The organism is Fodinibius saliphilus (assembly GCF_005869845.1).
In the GTDB taxonomy this organism is placed as follows: domain Bacteria; phylum Bacteroidota; class Rhodothermia; order Balneolales; family Balneolaceae; genus Fodinibius; species Fodinibius saliphilus.
The window spans coordinates 1,710,592-1,730,829 of the sequence record NZ_VAWF01000001.1 but is presented as its reverse complement, the minus strand read 5'-3'; the positions used below and the strand labels follow the sequence as shown (position 1 = coordinate 1,730,829).

The following is a 20,238-nucleotide window of genomic DNA, read 5'->3' as shown; positions in this document are numbered from 1 at the left end:
TTGGCCTGGTTTGTACGTAAGCCATACAGATAATAGTTCTCACTGGGGCATGAAAGTGAGCCTTCTTTCAATTTCTAAAAACGATTAGCGAATTTATGTTTGATCATTATCCCAAATGGGCCCAAGAGTTTGCCCAAAAATATTTGAGCCGTACTATAAATCAATTCATATTGCATGGCAATGTTCATGACTTGGTACCTCTACAAGATAAAGGAGGGACTGACTTTGTTCGGTTAAAATCATTTCTCTCGGAAGAATTTTTTGGGGCCCGTGACTATGTGATTTTTTATGATCGTTCCTCCGGTATATACTTTCGTGATAAGGAGACGCAAAAAGACTTTAATCAAGCCCTTGCCGGCCGTGATTCGTTGGTAGGAACCGATTATGCTAACAAGTTACCCAAAGATCCAGTCCGGGTTTTTTCACTTCTAGAACAGTACTTCCGCGTTCGTATTGATAGCAACAAGAGCATTGCCCTCATTGTCGATTATGCTGAAACGATTGTACCTATGAATGAGGCCGGTTCTACGGCTACCGAAGATCGCAATGCCTTGGTCTATCTTTCTCGGTGGGCGCATGATCCAATGTTTTTAGCAGCTGATTTTACTACCGCATTAATTACTGAAAATCTTGCTGACCTCAATAAAACGTTGGTTCAGAATCCTTATACCAATGAGATAAAAATAGGTATTCCAGAGCAAAAGGAACGTAAACAATTTATTTCGCATGAACTGCCTGGTGATGAATTTAAAGAGATATCTGAGGTAAGTAAGACGGTAGTAGCCCAGCAGACAGCGGGTCTCAATTTTATTAACATCAGAAGCATTTTGTCTAATGCTCTCCAAAATAAGGAGAAGATAACCCACGACCGTCTTGCAGAGGCAAAGAAAGAACTTATCGAGGCAGAAGCTTATGGGCTATTGGAATTTGTTGAAACAGATTACTCTTTAGATGACGTTGCCGGACATACCAAGGTAAAAGAACATTTGCGGCATGCGGTTGCTGCACTCAAAAATGGCCGGCAAGATGTACTGCCCATGGGATATTTGGTGTGTGGATCGGTTGGTACGGGTAAGACTTTCTTGGTAACCTGTTTTGCAAATGAAGTTGGAATTCCGATGGTGAAACTGAAGAACTTCAGGAGTCAATGGCAGGGAGTAACGGAGGGGAATCTTGAAAAAATATTGGGGCTGTTGAAAGCAATGGCTCCTGTAGCAGTAATGATTGACGAGGCCGATGCCTATTTGGGTGATCGGGATGCAAGTGGAGACAGCGGGGTATCGAGTCGTGTATTCTCTCAAATTGCTACTTTTATGAGCGATACACGAAATCGCGGACAGATTCTCTGGTTCTTGATGACGGCGCGTCCCGATCTGATGCCGGTGGATCTTAAACGTCAGGGTCGAGCAGAAGAGCACTTGGCTCTATTTCCTCCTCATACAGAAGAGGAGCGGATAGAACTTTACGAGGCTATGAAAAAGAAAACTGGTTTGGAGCTTACCGAAGATTATGTGCCTCAGGTTATTGCACAGGGATTAAAATCGTTTTCCGGTGCTGATATGGAAGCTGCCCTAACACGTGCTAAATTTCGTGCTGCTGCTGAGGGCAAAGAGAAGGTAACCCCCGAAATACTAGATCTGGCTCTTAATGACTTTTTGCCGCCTACCTATCCTGAAGAGGTAGAGCTGCAAACGCTTAGCGCTGTTATAGAGTGTACTTCAAAAGAACTGCTTCCCGAACGATACCAAGAAATGGATCGAGGGGAGATTCTTTCTAAAATTGAAGAATTAAAATATCGAATTGGCTAATAAGTACGTATCCGTTGTTCTAAAACCCGCCTGATATTTCTCAGGTGGGTTTTTTTATGGCTAATGAAAATCTTTATTGGATCAATCAAAAAATTAAACCAAATGGTTGAATTTGTTAGTTGGTACTGATATCTTGATCTGTAGTCAGAAAGCAGGAAGATTATGAGAGTTTTTTTTGATTGATGTCAACCAGATGGTTGAACAAGTAAGTTGGTTAATTTTTAACAGGATTTATTGATCATGACTAAAGAAGAGAAAGATACCGAAGAATTAATTTTTGATGCCGCATGCCGTGTGTTTCAGCGTGAAGGGTATGATGGGGCAAGAATGCAAGAGATCGCTGATGAGGCGGATATCAATAAATCGATGTTACACTATTATTATCGAAGTAAAGACAAACTTTTTCAGAAAGTTTACCAACGAGAGATGAGTCGTTTTTTTCCGGTTATTTTTGGGGTACTAGGCTCTGACATGCCGATAGATGAAAAGGTTGAGCAAATTATTGATACCTATTATGCTTTTCTGGAAGGGAATCCGAATATTGTTCAATTCCTGTTTCATGAGATGAATAAAAACCCCGAACGATTAAAAGAGTTTGTGGACAAGCAGGGAGCCCATCCGCCAAGAAAATTATTACAGCAGCTGAAAAAAGAGGCGGAAGAAGGAAAGATGGATAATGTTAAACCACGACAATTTTTAACAAGTATTGTCGGTTTGATTTTGTTCCCCTTTTATGCCCAGGCGATGATAAAGGGTGTCTTTGATATGGATGAGGAAGGTTTTGTTGAATATCTGAAAGAGCGAAAAGGCTTTTTACTCAATTTTATTTTGAATGGAATTAACTATAAAAGACAATGAAGATACTAGCATCCATTTTATTTATTGCAACTTTTACAGCCGATCCGGCACCATCTGACTCTGTGGGCCTGCAATATTGTTACGATAGTGTTTCAGAAACTTACCCAGTGGCGAAAAAGATAGACTTGCAACGCAAAATAACTGCGTTGAATAAAAAGATTATCAATACCGGATACTATCCTCAGCTGAATATCGGTGCTAAAGCAAGTTATCAATCGGAGGTAACGGAGTTTGGAATACCGGGTATGGCTACTGCTCCATCAGTAAGTAAAGATCAGTATGAAGCAAAAGTTAATGTTACTCAAAATATTTTTAACGGGGGTGCGGTAGGTATTCAAAAAGAGCTTGAACACGCAAAGGGTATGCAAGATATTCATGAGATTGAAGTAGAAATGCATCAAGTCCGATCTCAAATTAATCAGGTATATTTTGGAATTCTCTTATCGAAGCAGCAACAAGAGGTAAATGGCTTACTGATCGATAATTTAAAAGAGCAATTAGCTTCAGTAAAAGCAAAAGTACAAAATGGAGTTTTATTACGAAGTCAACAAAATATCTTGGAGGCTGAATTAATAAAGGCCCAACAGGATTCGGCAACTATTCAATCTACTATTCGGGCAAGTTACAAGGTACTCAGTGAGATCATCAATGACGATATTTCTCCTTCTACGCCTCTGACACTTCCTAAGGTTAATGTTAGTTATCGATCGTTACAACCCAAACGAGCAGAGTATGATCTATTTGATGCTACTCAAAAACTGATGGAGCAGAGAAAGGAGTTGGTCGAAACGAAAAAGTTACCCAAGGTATCAGCTTTTGGCTCTGCTGTATACGGAAGACCGGGTTATAACTTTTTGAACGATGATTTCCATGAATACTACATGGTTGGTATTCAGCTACAATGGAGCCTGTTTAACTATTTGAATTCAGATCGTGAATTGCAGGCGCTTAATATTGAACAGAAAAAAATAGAACAGAACAGAAAAGCATTTAATCGCCAATTGAATAGCCAATTGGAAAGGATAGGAGAACGTCTGACAGTAATAAGAGAAAATATTAAAGGCGATAAACAGATTATAAAACTACGCAAACAGGTTGTTAAAGAAAGCGCTAGTAAGCTAAAAAATGGTTCTATAACAGCAACAGAGTATGTGACGGAATTGAACCAGGCAAATAAGGCGAAGCTCTCTCTCTTTATTAACCAAGTAAAACTTAGCGAGGCTCAGATTGAATATGCAACGGTACTTGGAGTACCATTGAAATAAATTGAATAGGAGGTTTGTGATGCATATTAATAACAAAATTTATAGGCAATTTACGGTGGCTATTGTTGGGATCTGGTTAGCGATAGATGCTCTAAATAAGTTATTTGCTTCTCAGGTTTCTAGTCTTACGTACCGGTTTTACGAATATGGAATCCTGGATTTGATGATTCCCTGGGCTTGGATACAATTATTTGTTGTTATGCTGTATATACGAAAGAAAAGTCGTTCTACAGGGTACGTTTTGCTAACTGGAGGATTGCTATTGATAAGTTTTTTTCGCCTACAGAATGGAGATGGGATAGCAGTTCAGCTACTACTCATATTTGCAACAACTTTCGAGCAGTTGATAGGCTCTTTTTCGACTAAGAACCTTAGCAAAAAGATACAAAGTATGTTATGTAACAATTTTACGACTATAAAAAGACATTTTGACTGTTAATAAAACAAGGGCACTACAAATGCTGGTTTGCAGTGCCCCGAAATATAATCAGAGCATCATAAGATGCTCCTCAATCATTTAAAATGTACGGAGGTACATTATGCAAGTCAATAAACAAAAAGTTATAGGACTCACATTTATTCATATTATGATATTAATGGTTTGGGCCGGCGCAACTGTCAATGCTCAAACCACCACACCGTTACATTGGGGTGCAAAAGCCGGGGTCAATGTCTCATCGCTCTACGGTGATGCCGTTGATGATGTTGAGGCTTTAGCAGGATTTAACGGGGGACTTTACCTGAATTACCGTTTTAGCAAAAGCTGGTCTTTACAGCCAGAAGTGTTATTTAGTATGAAGGGGGGAGAAACAAAAAATAGTTTGTCCGGTCAAGCTATTACAACTGAGTATGAGTTGGGATATTTATCGATTCCAGTTCTGGCAAAATATCATTTCACAACAAATTTAAATATTGAGCCCTCCATATATTTTGGACCACAATTGGGTTTTGGGTTATATGGAGATGCTAACGGCCGGGAAATTGATGATAGTCTTGCGGATGCTGAGTTTGGATTGGCATTTGGCGGTGGTATAGATCTGCTCACTGCTAAACAGTCAACAGATTTAATACAACGTGTAGGCTTAGATCTGCGATATACATTAGGATTAACTGATACTTTTGACGTTTCCGGCGATCCCGAAGCTAAGAATGGCGTTTTTAGTGCGGTTTTTGCAGTTGGGTTTTAACCCACAATACGTACCCTAACCCACAAATCTGGCAGGATGGAACAGTTCCTGCCAGGTTCTATTAAAAAAGCGGAAGATATTATGTTTTTAATTAGTTCACGAAGGGGCTTTACAAGCAACAAAGCATTCAGCAATACTGATCTAGTCAGTATCATTGGGGATGTGAAAACTCGGGTTTTAACAACAGAAGAGCGATTCTTATCACATATTTTGTCAGAAAAAATACTGTTAATTGTACACGGCTTTAATAATCCCTTCTCGTATATATTGCCGGAATACATGCAGTTGAGAGAGCAGTATAAAAATCAGCTTGGTAATCATTATGACTACATAGTGGGATATACGTGGCCTGCAGGAGAATCTGAGATTGATTACTTCCAAGCCAAGAAGAACACCGATACCGCTGCAAACCGATTAAATGACTGGCTCTGTAAATTAGATGATATCAACTGTACAGTTGATATTGCCGGCCATAGTATGGCTGCTATGGTGGGATATAAATCCTTATCGCAAGAAACTTCTGCCCAAATTAGGAATATTTTTTCATTTGGGGCTGCTATACCAAAGAAAATGCTTTTGAAAGAAAATATAGTGAATCAGGCTTTAGGAAAAGTAGAACATGTGTACGCCTTCTATAATCGCAATGATCATATTTTGAAATATCTGTTTCGATTGATGGAAGGATCCCAAGCTTTGGGATGTGCCGGACTACCAAATAGTGGGTATTTTGAAAATCAAAAGGGAAAGATAACAGCGATAGATTGTACCGATATTAATATCAGTCATACAGGTTATATGCGGTCATCTGAAGTGACAGAATTTATGGAAGCTGTTTTGCGAGGTCAGGATACAGGGCGATTTACCAAGCTTGAAAAAAGAGATATGGATACTTCTTCCTCTCTCAGAATGGATTATGAGTACGCGTTAAACTGAAGTTAAATATTGAATTTTTATAACTAAATATATGTCAATCATGAAATCTTGGATACGTAAAAATATACCGACGATGAATGTGGGAAAATGGTTAATCGCGAGGTCAGTATATCTGATAATCACTTTAATACTAGTGCAGTTTTCTTTATCCGGCTGTGGAAATAATGGAAAGTCTGATGCATACGGGCAGTTTGAAGCTACAGAGACAACGATATCAGCAGAAGCATCTGGGAAGCTTCTACAATTTAAGGCCTCAGAAGGATCAAGACTTGATACCGGACAAAAAGTGGGGATGATTGATACTACGCAGATGGTACTTCAGCATGAAGAGTTGGAATCTCAGTTGGAATCTATTGAGGCCCGTATTACGAATATCAATGCCGAGGTAGAGGTGCAAAGAGAAGAACTGGCTTTGGCGCAATCGAACCTCAAGCGAATTCGTGCATTAAAAGAAGACAGGGCGGCTACTGAACAGCAATTGGATGATGCAGAGGCAAGAGTAAAGACGACAAAAAAGCGAATTCGTGCACTGCAGACACAGAAACAGTCGGTGCGGGCAAATATCAAAGCAACTCAGTCACGTATAGCCCAACTGAAAGAAAAGATATTGGATGCTCGTATTGTAAATCCGGTAAGTGGAAGGGTTCTGACTACTTTCGTAGAACAACATGAGTTAGTACAACAGGGACAGCCGCTCTACCAGATCGCCAATCTAGATACACTGGATCTTCGCATCTATATCAGTGGCGCACAGTTGCCTTCAGTAAAACTGAACCAACAGGTTGAAGTGTTAGTGGATAAAAATGCAGCTGAAAACCAATCGTTAAGTGGGAGAGTCAGTTGGATCTCCTCAAATGCAGAGTTTACCCCTAAGATGATACAGACCAAAGAAGAACGGGTGACCCAAGTGTATGCAGTCAAAGTAAAAGTTCCTAATCCGAAAGGGATACTTAAAATAGGCATGCCAGGAGAGGTTAATTTCAAATAAAAAAATCAAAAAATAGCTATCGGTTAATTTATTGGCCGAGTTATAACTGGTAATAATTAACGATTAACCAAACCTATGAAACCCATTAAGATCCAAAACGTTACGAAAAGCTACGGAACTGAGGAAGCCGTTAAGGGTATCTCTTTTGAAGTGGATGAGGGTGAGCTCTTCGGTTTGATTGGTCCCGATGGCGCTGGTAAAACAACTATTTTTCGGATTTTGACAACACTGCTTACGCCTGATAAGGGAGAGGCTTTCGTATTGGCCAAGGATGTGGTTGAAGATTATAGAAATATCCGCTCTCGTGTAGGGTATATGCCCGGACGTTTTTCGCTTTATCAAGACCTCTCGGTACAAGAAAATGTGGAGTTTTTTGCATCTGTATTCGGAACGACCGTTGAGACCAACTACGATCTGATTAAACCAATTTATAGGCAGTTAGAACCATTTAAAGATCGCCTGGCGGGAGCATTGTCGGGGGGGATGAAACAGAAGTTAGCATTGAGTTGTGCTCTTATTCATAAGCCGGAAGTCTTATTTCTTGATGAACCAACAACCGGTGTGGATGCAGTATCCCGAAAAGAGTTTTGGGAGATGCTACACCGCCTGAAAGAGCAGGACATTACGATTCTAGTTTCAACCCCTTATATGGATGAGGCTGAACAATGCGATCGTATTGCCCTCATACAGCAAGGTAATATCTTATCTATCGATACCCCCGAGCATACCACCAACAGCTTCGATTCAAGATTATGGGCAATTAAATCAAATAATAAATATCAGCTTTTAAAGCGTCTTAATGAATATAAGTATGCCGAGTCGGTACAGCCTTTTGGAGAGTATGTGCACTACACCGATCAGAGGGTAGATGCCAAAAGTTCCGATTTGAAAACCTATTTAGAATCACAGCAGATAAGCAGTCCGGAGGTTAAAGAGATAGAACCGGATATCGAAGATACATTTATGCGATTAATGGAGCAGGAGGATAATGATGGATGAATTAATGATAAAAGCAAATAGGTTAACCCGTATGTTTGGTGATTTTACCGCTGTGGACCATATCTCTTTTGAAGTTGGACAAGGAGAGATATTTGGATTCTTGGGTGCTAATGGCGCGGGTAAAACAACGGCAATGCGGATGCTGACGGGGCTTTTAAGTCCTACCGAAGGAGAAGCCGAAGTGGCCGGTTATGATGTTTATGAACAACCGGAACAGATTAAGAAACGTATTGGATATATGAGTCAAAAGTTTTCGCTGTATGAAGATTTGACCGTGCGTGAAAATATCAGGTTGTATGGAGGGATCTATGGATTGTCGGATAAAGAGATCGCACATAAATCAGGTGAACTCATTCAGACTCTGGATATGCAAGAACTGCAGGAAAAACGAATTGGCTCTTTGCCGCTGGGTTGGAAGCAGAAGCTGGCGTTTTCAGTAGCGGTGCTGCATGATCCCCATATCGTTTTCCTGGATGAGCCTACCGGTGGTGTTGATCCTATAACACGCCGACAATTCTGGGAGCAGATTTATAAAGTAGCTGATGAGGGGACCACCGTTTTTGTGACGACCCATTATATGGATGAAGCAGAATACTGTGACCGGGTATCTATTATGGTTGACGGGCGCATTGATGCCCTAGATACTCCGGCCGGATTAAAAGAACAATTTGAAGCTGAGGATATCGAAGAAGTATTTATTAGGCTGGCTCGAGGTGCCAATCGTAGTGAGTAACAGCATACAAAATAAGCTGGATGCATTTATTGGTTTCGTTGTAAAAGAGTTTAAGCAGATCTATCGTGATAAGCGTACCCTGCTTGTTCTTTTTGGGATGCCCATTATTCAGATGTTGCTATTTGGTTTTGCAATCCGAAATGAGGTGGAGAATGCTCATATTATGGTGCTGGATGCTTCGCAAGATCAGGTAACTCGACAGCTAATTAATAAAATTGATGCCTCTAATTATTTTACTGTAAAAGGAGAAATTTCGAATTATGATAAGATCGACGAGCTTTTTCAACAGGGGAATATTGATGAGGTACTGGTTTTTGAGGCGAATTTTGAGCGTAAGCTGAAACGTGGCGAACAGCCTTCGATTAACATTATTACGGATGCTTCAGATCCTAACCTGGCGCAGCTTATTCAGCAGTACTCTACCTCAATTATCATAGATTATCAGAAAAAACGGGCTCAAGGTGGGCAGCCGAGACAGGGGGGCGTTACCACCAATGTAAGTATGCTTTTTAACCCGGAGTTGGAGAGCGTAAACCTTTTTGTACCGGGACTCATTGCTGTAATATTAATGCTTATTTCAGCGTTGATGACCTCCATTTCTATCACCCGTGAAAAGGAAATGGGGAATATGGAGATCTTGCTGGTTTCGCCATTACGCCCCGGGCAGATTATTATTGGCAAAGTGCTGCCTTACTTGGTTTTGGCCTTTGTAAATGTATTAACAGTCTTAGCCTTGGCACGATGGGTCTTTGGAGTGCCGTTTCGAGGATCATACGGGCTATTCTTGGCAGAATCACTGCTATTTATCTTTACTGCCTTGGCACTGGGGGTCTTTATCTCGGCACGGGCCAACGACCAGCAAACGGCAATGATGGTATCACTGGCAGGGTTACTATTGCCGACGGTCTTGTTATCCGGATTTATATTTCCGATCTCCAGTATGCCTGTTCCCCTTCAGTTATTAAGTAATCTTATTCCCGCGCGATGGTTCCTCGTAATCGTACGCAGTATAATGCTCAAGGATTCTAGTTTGCTTTTTGTGTGGAAGGAGACCTTGATTTTGGGCATGATGACAGCCGGATTTGTTCTGATGGGGATCCGAAGTTTTAAGGAGCGATTAGAATAAAGGGCGGTGAACAAGTAAACTTTTTTTGAAAAAATAATTGTATAAAAAATAAAAGATTTAGCTAATGAGAACGATCAAATTTCTGCTGCAAAAAGAGTTTCTCCAGATTTTCCGTAATAAAGGAATGCTGCCGATTATATTTCTGATGCCTATAGTTCAGTTGGTATTGCTGTCTTTTGCTGCTACCTATGAATTGAGGGAGGTGAATTTTCACTTAGTAAATTTTGATCAATCGGCTACTTCTCAGCGCCTGGTTAATAAATTAGAGGCTTCGGGATATTTTAATCTGGACAGTCGTTCCTTTGATGTGAATGATGGTATTGAAAAGATGCGGAGAAATGAAGTCCGTATGATGTTGGTGATACCCGACGATTTTGATCGTAAGTTAAATGCTGGTCAAACCAGTTCGGTACAGTTGAATATTGATGCAGTGGATGGTACTACTGCCGGATTAATACAGGGCTATGGGCAGTCGATTATCCAGGATTTCAGCAGTGAGATTGAACCTGAAGTTAGAGTAACGAAGCAGCCCCAAAAAGCAGGAATAAATATTGTGCGTGCCAGCTGGTACAATGCGAACTTGGATTATATCAAATATATGGTACCTGGTATTCTGGTAGTACTGGTGTCGATGATTGGAATGTTTCTTTCGGGGATGAATATTGTGCGTGAACGTGAAATTGGTACTATAGAACAATTAAATGTTACTCCTATAAAGCGCTACCAGTTTATTACAGGCAAGTTACTTCCTTTTTGGATTATTGGTCTTTTTGAACTGGGATTGGGATTGCTCATTATGCGGTATGGTTTTCAAATTCCCTTTGTAGGTAGTGTCTGGATCTTGTTTATGGTAGCGGGCATTTACCTGTTAGTGGTAGAAGGTATTGGGCTTTTTATATCTACAGTAACAGATACACAACAACAGGCGATGTTTATTGCTTGGTTTTTGATGGTTGTCTTTATTTTGCTTGGTGGTCTTTTTACCCCTATAGAAAGTATGCCGGGGTGGGCCCAGGATTTAACGGTTGTCAATCCTATTGCTCACTTTATTGAGATCATGCGTAAGGTACTGCTTAAAGGTGCAGGGTGGGGCGAAATTGGTCAGCAGGTTGGGGTGCTTAGCTTGATGGCTGCTATAATATTGCCTGCTGCTGTTTTCCGATATCGTAAGGCTACTTCATAAAACCTTGTCATCTTATGCTTGCCATCGTTAGTGTCTATTTTTTGTTATTGCAAGTTGTATCCTGCGATTCGCCCCAGCCCTTTTTAAAACTCCATAAAAAACAGTGTCATTACACGGAAGAGTGTTTTTACTCTGACGAAGTAATCTTCTTTTTAAGGTTCACTTAGGCTCTGAAGGCTGCCCTTCAAAGTTTAAGTTGCTATGATAGGGAGATCGCCACGTTTTGTTTCAGGATTTCAGTATAAATATGAAAATTACAGTAGAGTAAGATGTGAAGATTAAAGATTGAGTCGCATAAATTATAAAGTTAAAATATTTTTAATTTCTCTTTCATAAGAGTATTCAATCCAATATTCTTAACGATTCACTTTATACAACAATATTTACCGCAGAGATGGCTGATAAGTTAGAATCGATAAGAAAATTACTCGACGAAACAGACAAAAAGATTATAAAAGCGCTAGCAAAGCGTCAGGAGCTGGTACGTGAAGTATCATCATTTAAGCTGGATGAAGAACGTAATATCCGTGATACTGACAGGGAGGAACAGCTGCTGAGTAAAATCACAAAACTGGCACGTGAAGCTGGTCTGGATCGCTATTTTGCTGAAGAGCTTTTTAAAGATATCATCCATCATTCTGTTCGCTTTCAAACGCATACCCTGGTTGATCACCAAAACGCCAAAAAAGATGATGAAATTGTACAGGTAGCATACCAGGGAACCGACGGAGCTTTTAGTCACCAAGCGGCTTATCGCCATTTTGAGGAACGTTATGCTGAAGTTCATTCCTACGGTTATAATACTTTTCAACAGGCAGCAAAGGCAGTAAAAAATAAAGAGGTCGACTATGCCATACTGCCGATAGAAAATACGACAGCCGGTTCAATTAACGATACCTACAATATTCTTGGAGAAGGAGACCTTCATATTGTTGGAGAAGAAGCGTTGCGTATTGTTCATTGTCTGTTAGCGCTCGAAGATGTAGCTATTGAACGTATTCGTAGGATTATGTCACACCCCCAAGCTATTTCACAGTGCAGTAATTACTTGGCAAAACTGCACGACTGCAAAATAGAATCCTATATCGATACAGCGATGTCAGCTAAAAAAGTGTTGGAGGATGGCGACCTTTCGCAGGCCGCGATTGCCGGTAGTTATGCAGCAGAGATATACGGACTTGAAATTTTGAAGCGTGATATTGCTAATCAGCCTGAAAACTTTACTCGTTTTGTCATTGTGGGGCGCGACCCGGTTGAAGTGGATCTGCAGATTCCATGTAAAACGTCGTTATTGATGGTGACTTCGCACGATAAAGGGGCTCTTATCAAATGTCTCAATGTGATTGATGACCATGATATTCGAATGACGAAGCTTGAATCCCGTCCTAAGCCCAATGAACCTTGGAAGTACCAGTTTTACCTGGATATCGAAGGGAACATTGCGAAGCCTGATACGAGGGTAGCTTTAGAAGAGCTGGAGCAGGAAGCCAGTTCGCTTAAGGTACTTGGGTGTTATCCGGCCCAAGTTGGGAATGGAGATGATTGATCGCAGGGGACCGTTTACAGTTTCCTTTTTTTAGTGATCAATGAACAGTTATTTTAAAGCTAAGTGAGTTTAGTGATCTATTTAAGTGTTGATGTTCTAGGTGCTAAGTGTCCAACTTCTAAGTTTGAAGTGGTTGGGTAAGCTTTATATCAAAAAATTATCGTATCATCACTTTTCCATCGCTGGTAGTACCGTATGAGGTTGGATATTGAGTAGAATAACAAAAATGTAGCTGCCAGATAGGCTACCGATTCGGGGTTGGCGATGATAAGGGCCGCAATGATGAGGGTGATTATTCCCAAGAGTGCAAATTGAAATCCAAATAAAAGGATAAAGCCAAAGAAGGCTAAAAAAGTAGCAAGAGTAGCGGGAATAAGCTCCGGGAAAAAGAAGATGATAACGCCACTGACAATAGGAATGGCAGCAACCGCAGGTGATACTCTGAACATCACAAATAGTAATCCCAGCCCAACGAGATAGGCTCCTGCTATCAAGTACAAAAAGTTGGGATAAGCAAGAGTGAGAACACCTGTTGCCAGGGCTAGCAAGGCGTTAAAGAGTTGATGCTGTCTGCCTTTGTGTTCAACATGAATGCGGTACTGTTCGAGCATGTCATCAGGATTAATTTACACTTATCTTCATTAGTAGTATGTATAAAAATTTACATACGTCAAATACTCTTTTTTAGCCTACTTTAGTTTTGCCATCTTTCCACTCAATCGTAGCGGGGCGATCGGCATCAAAATTCTCCAGTGTTTGAACCCAGTTCCCTTTTTGCCAGATACGAGAATATCCTTCTTCCAGGGCGGTATTAGGATTTTTGAGCTCCAATCGATGTTGTAGTTCCGAAAGTTTTTCCCGCTTTTGCATAAAGTGAAGTTTTTTTCGATGTCGCAGCCGTTCCGTCAGATTATTAACACGTTCATGATTATTAGCAACGGTTTGTTTGACCACTCGTAAAGCATGTGATTGTACCAACTGCTGTACTCGTTCCTTTTTCTCGCTCACCCGACTCTCCATGATATCATGTAAGCGATTGGTAAGGTCATCAGCATACATACGTACTTCATTGATGTCAGGGGTAGCTACAATAGCTGCCTGGGTTGGGGTAGCAGCACGGGCATCGGCCACGAAATCTGAGATGCTAAAGTCAACTTCGTGACCCACTGCACTGATAGTAGGAACTTTGCAATTAAAAAGTGCGCGGGCTACAGCTTCCTCATTAAATGGCCAGAGGTCTTCCAACGAACCACCGCCACGACCAACAATGAGAAGGTCTACATTGTTTTCCAGGGAGAAATGATTGATTGCTTTAACAAGTTCAGGGGCAGCATTTACGCCCTGAACACTTGCATGATGCAGCAAGACATCTGCTATAGGCCAGCGGCGCTCCAGGGTATCCCGTATATCATGAAACGCGGCACCGGTAGCCGAAGTGATAACGCCTATTTTGAAAGGGAATTTGGGTAGTGGTTTTTTATGGCTATCCTCAAAAAGCCCTTCCTCTTTCAGCTTTTTTTTCAGCTTTTCAAAAGCTTCTTGCAGTGCACCTTTTCCGGCTTGTTCCAGTGAACGAACAATAAGCTGATATTTGCCGTGGGGGGGATACACCTGGATGTCACCTCCGGCAATAATGTGTTGTCCATCTACTACTTCTGCATCAATAGATCTAGAAACACCGCGCCAAATTACGCACGAGAGCTGTGCATCTTCGTCTTTGAGCGTAAAATAGGTATGTCCGCTTCGGCTGGTAGATGCATTGCTGACTTCTCCCTCTACTTTAACATCCAGAAAATTTCCTTCGAGCACTGCTTTAATATCTTGGGTTAGTTCGGTGACAGAGAGCGTTGCAGATTCGAAAAGGTCAGACTGAGGCATGTTGAGTAGAGAACAGTTTATAGTTGAAAATGATCAGTTACAGTTAGCAGCGGCTTGTCACAAAGTATTTTCTGGAGAAGACAAAGTGATAATATATGTATTAAAGAGAATCGACAAAATCAGCTTCATCAGCGCCTTGGTTTTTGTATATTTAGCTTCATCAAAAATAACGGAAAGTTTTTATGAGTTACACACCTAATTTACTGCTTAAAAATATAAAGCCGGTTGGCGGCGATTTTGACGGTTCAGATATTGTTGATCTTCGTATTATCGACGGGAAAATTGCTGAGATCGGTAATGAACTAAATCCCAAAGAAAATGAAGAGGTCCATGACGGGAAAGAAGCCTATCTTTCCGGTGGTTGGATGGATATGCATGTACATTTGCGTGAGCCCGGTTATGAGCACAAGGAAACCATCGAGACCGGTTGTGCTGCGGCAGCTTTTGGTGGTTTTACGGAGGTAGCATGCATGCCGAATACGAACCCTGCTATTGACAGTCGAGATGTAGTAGAGTTTATCAAGAAAAAAGCAGAAGACCTCCCGGTTGAAGTTCATCCGATTGGGTGTGTATCTAAAGAGCGAGAAGGTAAATCTATTGCTGAAATGGGGGATATGAAGAAGGGAGGTGCTGTCGCATTTAGTGATGACGGTGATCCCGTTTATAATGCTCAGCTTATGCGCGTGGCACTGGAGTATTCTTCCATGCTGGAGATGCCTATTATTAATCATGAAGAGGATCTAAAGCTTTCTCGCCCCGGTCATATGCACGAAGGGAAAGAGTCGGCCAAGCTCGGCATTGACGGCACTCCGGGAATAGCTGAAGAGGTGATGATTGCCCGTGATATTTTATTAGCAGAATTTACCGGCGGTCATATTCACGTGGCACATATCAGCACGGCCAAAGCGGTGGATTTAGTGCGTCAGGCGAAAGCCAAAGGTATTAATGTGACTACAGAGGTATGTCCACATCATTTTGACTTGACGGATGAAGAGATTGAACGACGCGATTTTGATACGAATGTAAAGATGCATCCCCCGCTTCGCAGCCAGGAAGATGTAGATGCGATGATCAAAGGATTAGCAGATGGTACTATTGATGCGATCTGTACCGACCATGCACCACATGCTATCCAGGAAAAAGAGGTAGAGTTTATTTATGCTCCTAATGGAATTATTGGGTTGGAAACAGCTTGGAGCGTGAGCGTACGGCAGCTTTTGGATTCGGGTGTTTTAGATCTGAACGAACTTCTTGCCAAGATAGTAGAGAAACCACGAGAAATTTTAAATCTTGAAATCCCTAAAATAGAAAAGGGAGCTAAGGCCAATTTGACGCTCTTTAATATTGATGAGGAGTGGACCTTTGATGAGGATAAAGTGCATTCTAAGTCCGCAAATTCTCCATACCTGGGTGATCAGATGAAAGGGCGAGCTGAAGCAATCTATAATAAAGGGCGATTTGTTATTAATGAGATATAATCTCAGAAGGGAAATATATGCGAAATTAAAATAGATTGCATAATCTTATCTTTCTATTCACGTTCTAGGTCTTAAGAAAAAGTGTAACTTAATTTTATACTTCATTAATCTGCAGAATGCAGATCCCCATTTAGAGGTCGCTGAATTATAATCTTGATTCATGTTCACAGTATTGTATCGCTATACAGTAATTATTGGTGTTAGTCTCCTCGTACTAACATCCAGTCTATATGCTCAACAGTTTCAAGATGCAGATTTTGGCGTTATTCCTGATTCTTTATACCACTTAAGCAGTTCTGGAGCTCCTTATACTATTACTAATAAGGAGATGGACGTCTCTTTTGAAGAAAAGGGGGGCTCTATCGTTGCCACTCTTGAACATCATGTTCGTCTCAAAGTGTTTGATAAAACAGCTCGAGAGGCTTCTATTATTTCTATTCCATATTATTATGATAACAACATGGAACGGATTTCAGATATCAGTGGGTGGACGCACCTGCCGTCAGGGAATCAGATAGCTTTACGACAGGATGATATCCGAACGGTAAATATCAACTCACGGTATAACGTTAAAGAGTTTACCATGCCGACGGTTGTTGATGGGGCTATATTGGAATATCGATATACTATTGAGCGTCGTTATATAGAGGAGTTACCCGACTTTTTCCTCTCACATCCTGTTCCTACTGAAGCTGCTAAGCTGACGATAACCTATCCCAACTATTTGCGCTACAAGCAGTTGACGGAAAACTATAGTGGATCGGTTGATAACAGTTTTGTCTATACGGATACCAGCTCTGTTCCCAAGATTTTTACTATTCCACAGCCCAAGCCTATCGTCACAGAACGGTGGATGGCCTATGATATCCCTGCTACCGAGAAGGAACCCTACATAACATCTTTGGATGATCACCGGGCGAAATTTAAATTTATGATGAGTGAGTTCGGGATCCCGCGACAGACGCTTGATATCGGTTGGGATGTGGTGGTTGCCAAGCTCCGTAAGAATACAAATCCACTGACTGAGATAAGAAAAAACAGCTATGCTCATGCAAAGGGGGATTCTATTGCCAAGGCACATACCGGGAATAACGCAAAAGAGATTCAGAATCACGTTTTCCGATATTTGAATGAGCGGATGAGTTTTTCCGGAGCTCATTCTCCCTATAGTAATACAAGAAGCAGAGCCGTTTTAGCAGGCGAGGTTGCTGATCAGGCTGCAATCAATCAAACGTTGGTAGCAATGCTTCGTGGGGCAGGAATTAAAGCTTTTCCGGTGCTGGTTTCCACAAGAAAATCGGGTGCTATTAATAAAAGTTTCCCCTCTTTCTACCAGTTTAATGCCCAAATGGTACGCTCACACATCGAGGGGCAAACATATGTAATGGACGCCAGTTTTAGCCACAGTCAGCCCGGACTTATTCCTGTGGATATGTACAATGATGAAGGATTAGAGTTTAAGACTCGTTCTTTTGAGTGGTTTAAGATAGCCCCTAATAAAAGTCGATTCGATATCGAAGTGGACGTTGAAGCTCAGCTGACATCCCAGGGAACCCTAAGAGGTACGATTATATCCCATCAAAAGGGATATCCTACACAGCAGATACGTAGGCAGCGTACTGATGGGATGAATGATGCCGATATTGTTAGTAGAGCTCTATTTGACGGATATGGGGATATAAAATTAGATAGTGTAAGTATTCGTAATTTAAATGAATATGACCGCTCGGCAGAGATTTCTGCTCGTTTTGAAATTGAAGATTATGCAACTAGTTTTTCGAATGGTCTGGAGTACCGTCCCATGATTGTGGGCTACCGGATGAGTAATCCTTTTGGCGATGCCAGCCGCGATCTGCCAGTTACATTGGATGCTCCTGAAAAGCTTAATGTTTCATATTCAATTACATTGCCTTCCGGTTTTTCTGTTGAGGGTATAAGACGAGATCAGTCTCTGAGTATGGATGGGGCCGAATTTAGCGAGCTGTACAAGCTGGAACCGGAACAGTTAAATTACAGTTACCAGATCAATATTAACCGGAAAGATTTTTCAGTACAGCTATTTCCCCAGCTATATAATTTGTATAGCCGATGGGTGCAGCTTAGTAATAGTAAGTGGCTTATTAAACGATAGCAATTGTATTTTTTTTAAATTTAACTAACTCAAATAATGCCCATGCTTTTGGCTATTGAAACAGCAACAAATGTTTGTTCTGTTGCTTTTTGTAACGATGAAGGATCCACATATGAACAACGGGTAGAAGAGCGTGGTACGCACTCTGAGACGCTTTTTCGGTTTATAGAACAATTAAAGCAAGACCATGGTTTTATAGTTCGTGAACTTGAGGCTGTACTGCTAAGCCAAGGGCCTGGTTCTTATACCGGTCTGCGAATTGGAGCGAGTGCGGTAAAAGGGCTGTTGTTTGATACGGAGGTTCCTTTGTATGGCATTAACACCTTGGCGTCTTTTGCTATGCAGGCATTTTCAAACAATGATGATTTGCAAACGATACATAGTATAATTGATGCCCGGCGCGTGCACGTTTATCATCAACAGTTTGATGTAAAGGATGGGATACTGAGCACCAATGACGAGGTGGAGGTCATCCCCATTGAAGGATTTGAAGGAATGGTTCGGAAGGGTGATGCCATTATTGGTACCGGCTTACCAAGAATTAATGACCAGGTAACGAATAAGACAACTACCTTTGGGGCCGACGCCATTACTGCAAAGTCACTCATTAAACTCTACCAGGCAGGGGCTGAACCTTTCATTGAACAAGCCAGTCCCGCATCTTATGAACCAAAATACTATACTTCTAATCAGGTGAGATGAAAGAGGGCATTACCAAGCTTTGATCTTTGTGTTAAGCGAATACTGTCGTCATTTTTTCTTTTACGAGGAATATAACTCTCTCGGAGCTGTTGGGTGATAAAATGTGCAAAAGCCTATAATAGTGATTGCAAACTGGATTAATATTTCTGTAATGACGATAGCATCCTGTTTATTCGATGGTAATACTGTTTATCTTAGCACAAGAGGAATACTTGTATTTTTTTTACATTGGTCGATCCGGTCAATTAAATTTAGTTATTACGATAATTCACCGAACTTATCGCTCTTGAAATCTCTGACAACTTGCATTACCTCTTCTATGCTATTCATCAGAAACGTTCCCAGGGCAGCTATAATTGGTTTGATATGTTTAACGGTAAGTGCTTATCAAGATTAAGTACTTACAACTTTTTAATATTAAATTAATTAACATAAATCTAATTAGGCAGAGAGGATTACAGTATCCTAAATAAAGAGGCGCAAAAAAGATTTTAGCTTCAGGCCAGAATCGTTATTTTTGGAATCCATTTATCACAAATGAAATTGCTCTATTATGGCTTGGTTTAAGAGAAAAGATAAGAATATACAGACGGATCAGCGAAAGGATATGCCGGAAGGTGTTTGGGTAAAAGTACCCAAAACCGGAGAAACTGTTCACCGTCGAGAATTGGAGGACAATCTGTGGGTAGACCCGCTGAGCGGATACCACTTTCGGATTGGGAGTGAAGAATATTTTTCTTTCCTATTTGATGACGGGGAGTTTGAAGATATTGGCCAGGAAATTCAGCCAACTGATCCCCTGGAGTTTGAAGATCGTAAGAAATACAGTGATCGTCTGGAAGAATATCAGGAAAAGACGGGTCTGTCTGATGCAGTACGCGTTGGAGTTGGAAAGATGAATGATCTGGATGTGGTTATTACCTGTATGGACTTCAGTTTTATTGGTGGTAGCATGGGGTCTGTAGTTGGTGAACGTATTGGTATGGCTATTGATCACGCCCGGGAAAACAAGAAACCACTTATTATTATTTCACAGTCGGGAGGGGCACGGATGATGGAGAGTGTACTCAGCCTCATGCAGATGGCTAAAACGTCTGCAAAACTTGCTCAACTAGAAGAAGAAGGCGTTCCCTATATTTCATTGATGACCAATCCAACTACCGGTGGAGTTACCGCTAGTTTTGCTATGTTGGGTGATTTTAATATAGCAGAACCAGAGGCACTTATCGGTTTTGCGGGACCTCGTGTAATTCGCCAGACCATTGGCCGTGATCTGCCAGAAGGTTTCCAGCGGTCAGAATATTTGCTTGATCATGGATTTCTGGATTTTATTACGCCACGTAACAAAATTAAGGGCAAGCTTACCCAATTGTTAAAGATATTACTTCACAAATACGAGGAGTAGTTCATTACAGCAGTTTAA

Annotated in this window: 17 protein-coding genes; 15 read left to right on the top strand and 2 right to left on the bottom strand. The window is 41.1% G+C overall.

Annotation, left to right across the window (positions count from 1 at the left end; all coding sequences use genetic code 11):
* Window positions 1-95: 95 nt before the first annotated feature.
* The 11 genes from FCN14_RS07255 to pheA all read left to right on the top strand — a co-directional run bounded on the left by FCN14_RS07255 (window position 96) and on the right by pheA (window position 12,626).
* The gene (locus FCN14_RS07255; protein ID WP_138430537.1) at window positions 96-1,808 is read left to right on the top strand and encodes an ATP-binding protein; all 1,713 of its coding nucleotides are present in this window, start codon (window positions 96-98) and stop codon (window positions 1,806-1,808) included.
* 240 nt (window positions 1,809-2,048) lie between these two features.
* A complete protein-coding gene (locus FCN14_RS07250; protein ID WP_138430536.1) occupies window positions 2,049-2,666 on the top strand; it encodes a TetR/AcrR family transcriptional regulator in 618 nt (205 codons plus the stop codon).
* Window positions 2,663-3,931: a TolC family protein gene (locus FCN14_RS07245; protein WP_138430535.1), complete on the top strand. Its 1,269-nt coding sequence runs from the start codon at window positions 2,663-2,665 to the stop codon at window positions 3,929-3,931. The genes FCN14_RS07250 and FCN14_RS07245 overlap by 4 nt, the downstream gene beginning before the upstream one ends.
* 539 nt (window positions 3,932-4,470) lie before the next feature.
* Window positions 4,471-5,118 carry a porin family protein gene (locus tag FCN14_RS07240; protein WP_138430534.1) on the top strand — a complete coding sequence of 216 codons (648 nt, stop codon included), beginning with the start codon at window positions 4,471-4,473 and terminating at the stop codon, window positions 5,116-5,118.
* A gap of 36 nt (window positions 5,119-5,154) precedes the next feature.
* Entirely contained in the window at window positions 5,155-6,051 is an 897-nt protein-coding gene (locus tag FCN14_RS07235) for a DUF726 domain-containing protein (protein ID WP_138430533.1), read from the top strand.
* Window positions 6,052-6,184: 133 nt separating this feature from the next.
* On the top strand, window positions 6,185-7,039 hold the full coding sequence (locus tag FCN14_RS07230; protein WP_212747581.1) for an HlyD family secretion protein: 855 nt from the start codon (window positions 6,185-6,187) through the stop codon (window positions 7,037-7,039).
* Between the two features lie 75 nt (window positions 7,040-7,114).
* Window positions 7,115-8,038: an ABC transporter ATP-binding protein gene (locus FCN14_RS07225; RefSeq protein ID WP_138430532.1), complete on the top strand. Its 924-nt coding sequence runs from the start codon at window positions 7,115-7,117 to the stop codon at window positions 8,036-8,038.
* A complete protein-coding gene (locus FCN14_RS07220) occupies window positions 8,028-8,771 on the top strand; it encodes an ABC transporter ATP-binding protein (protein ID WP_138430531.1) in 744 nt (247 codons plus the stop codon). Before FCN14_RS07225 ends, FCN14_RS07220 begins: the two co-directional genes overlap by 11 nt.
* Window positions 8,764-9,897: an ABC transporter permease gene (locus FCN14_RS07215; RefSeq protein ID WP_246043120.1), complete on the top strand. Its 1,134-nt coding sequence runs from the start codon at window positions 8,764-8,766 to the stop codon at window positions 9,895-9,897. Before FCN14_RS07220 ends, FCN14_RS07215 begins: the two co-directional genes overlap by 8 nt.
* A 64-nt stretch (window positions 9,898-9,961) precedes the next feature.
* Window positions 9,962-11,080 (top strand): ABC transporter permease, encoded by a 1,119-nt coding sequence (locus FCN14_RS07210; RefSeq protein ID WP_138430530.1) that lies wholly within the window; start codon window positions 9,962-9,964, stop codon window positions 11,078-11,080.
* Window positions 11,081-11,474: 394 nt separating this feature from the next.
* The gene (gene pheA, locus FCN14_RS07205; protein WP_138430529.1) at window positions 11,475-12,626 is read left to right on the top strand and encodes a prephenate dehydratase; all 1,152 of its coding nucleotides are present in this window, start codon (window positions 11,475-11,477) and stop codon (window positions 12,624-12,626) included.
* A 149-nt stretch (window positions 12,627-12,775) separates the two neighbouring features.
* On the opposite strand, the gene FCN14_RS07200 is transcribed toward pheA, so the two are convergent.
* Both FCN14_RS07200 and xseA read right to left on the bottom strand, forming a co-directional pair.
* Complete coding sequence (locus FCN14_RS07200) at window positions 12,776-13,237, bottom strand: hypothetical protein (RefSeq protein WP_138430528.1); 462 nt, start codon at window positions 13,235-13,237, stop codon at window positions 12,776-12,778.
* Window positions 13,238-13,310: 73 nt separating this feature from the next.
* Window positions 13,311-14,504 carry an exodeoxyribonuclease VII large subunit gene (gene xseA / locus FCN14_RS07195; RefSeq protein WP_138430527.1) on the bottom strand — a complete coding sequence of 398 codons (1,194 nt, stop codon included), beginning with the start codon at window positions 14,502-14,504 and terminating at the stop codon, window positions 13,311-13,313.
* Window positions 14,505-14,686: 182 nt separating this feature from the next.
* On the opposite strand from xseA, the gene FCN14_RS07190 reads away from it, so the two are divergent.
* From FCN14_RS07190 to accD, 4 genes are all read left to right on the top strand, one after another.
* Window positions 14,687-15,982 (top strand): dihydroorotase, encoded by a 1,296-nt coding sequence (locus FCN14_RS07190; RefSeq protein WP_138430526.1) that lies wholly within the window; start codon window positions 14,687-14,689, stop codon window positions 15,980-15,982.
* 160 nt (window positions 15,983-16,142) lie between these two features.
* On the top strand, window positions 16,143-18,113 hold the full coding sequence (locus FCN14_RS07185; RefSeq protein WP_138430525.1) for a DUF3857 domain-containing protein: 1,971 nt from the start codon (window positions 16,143-16,145) through the stop codon (window positions 18,111-18,113).
* A 36-nt stretch (window positions 18,114-18,149) separates the two neighbouring features.
* A complete protein-coding gene (gene tsaB / locus FCN14_RS07180) occupies window positions 18,150-18,815 on the top strand; it encodes a tRNA (adenosine(37)-N6)-threonylcarbamoyltransferase complex dimerization subunit type 1 TsaB (protein WP_138430524.1) in 666 nt (221 codons plus the stop codon).
* A gap of 553 nt (window positions 18,816-19,368) precedes the next feature.
* Window positions 19,369-20,220 (top strand): acetyl-CoA carboxylase, carboxyltransferase subunit beta, encoded by an 852-nt coding sequence (gene accD / locus FCN14_RS07175; protein ID WP_138430523.1) that lies wholly within the window; start codon window positions 19,369-19,371, stop codon window positions 20,218-20,220.
* Window positions 20,221-20,238: the final 18 nt, after the last annotated feature.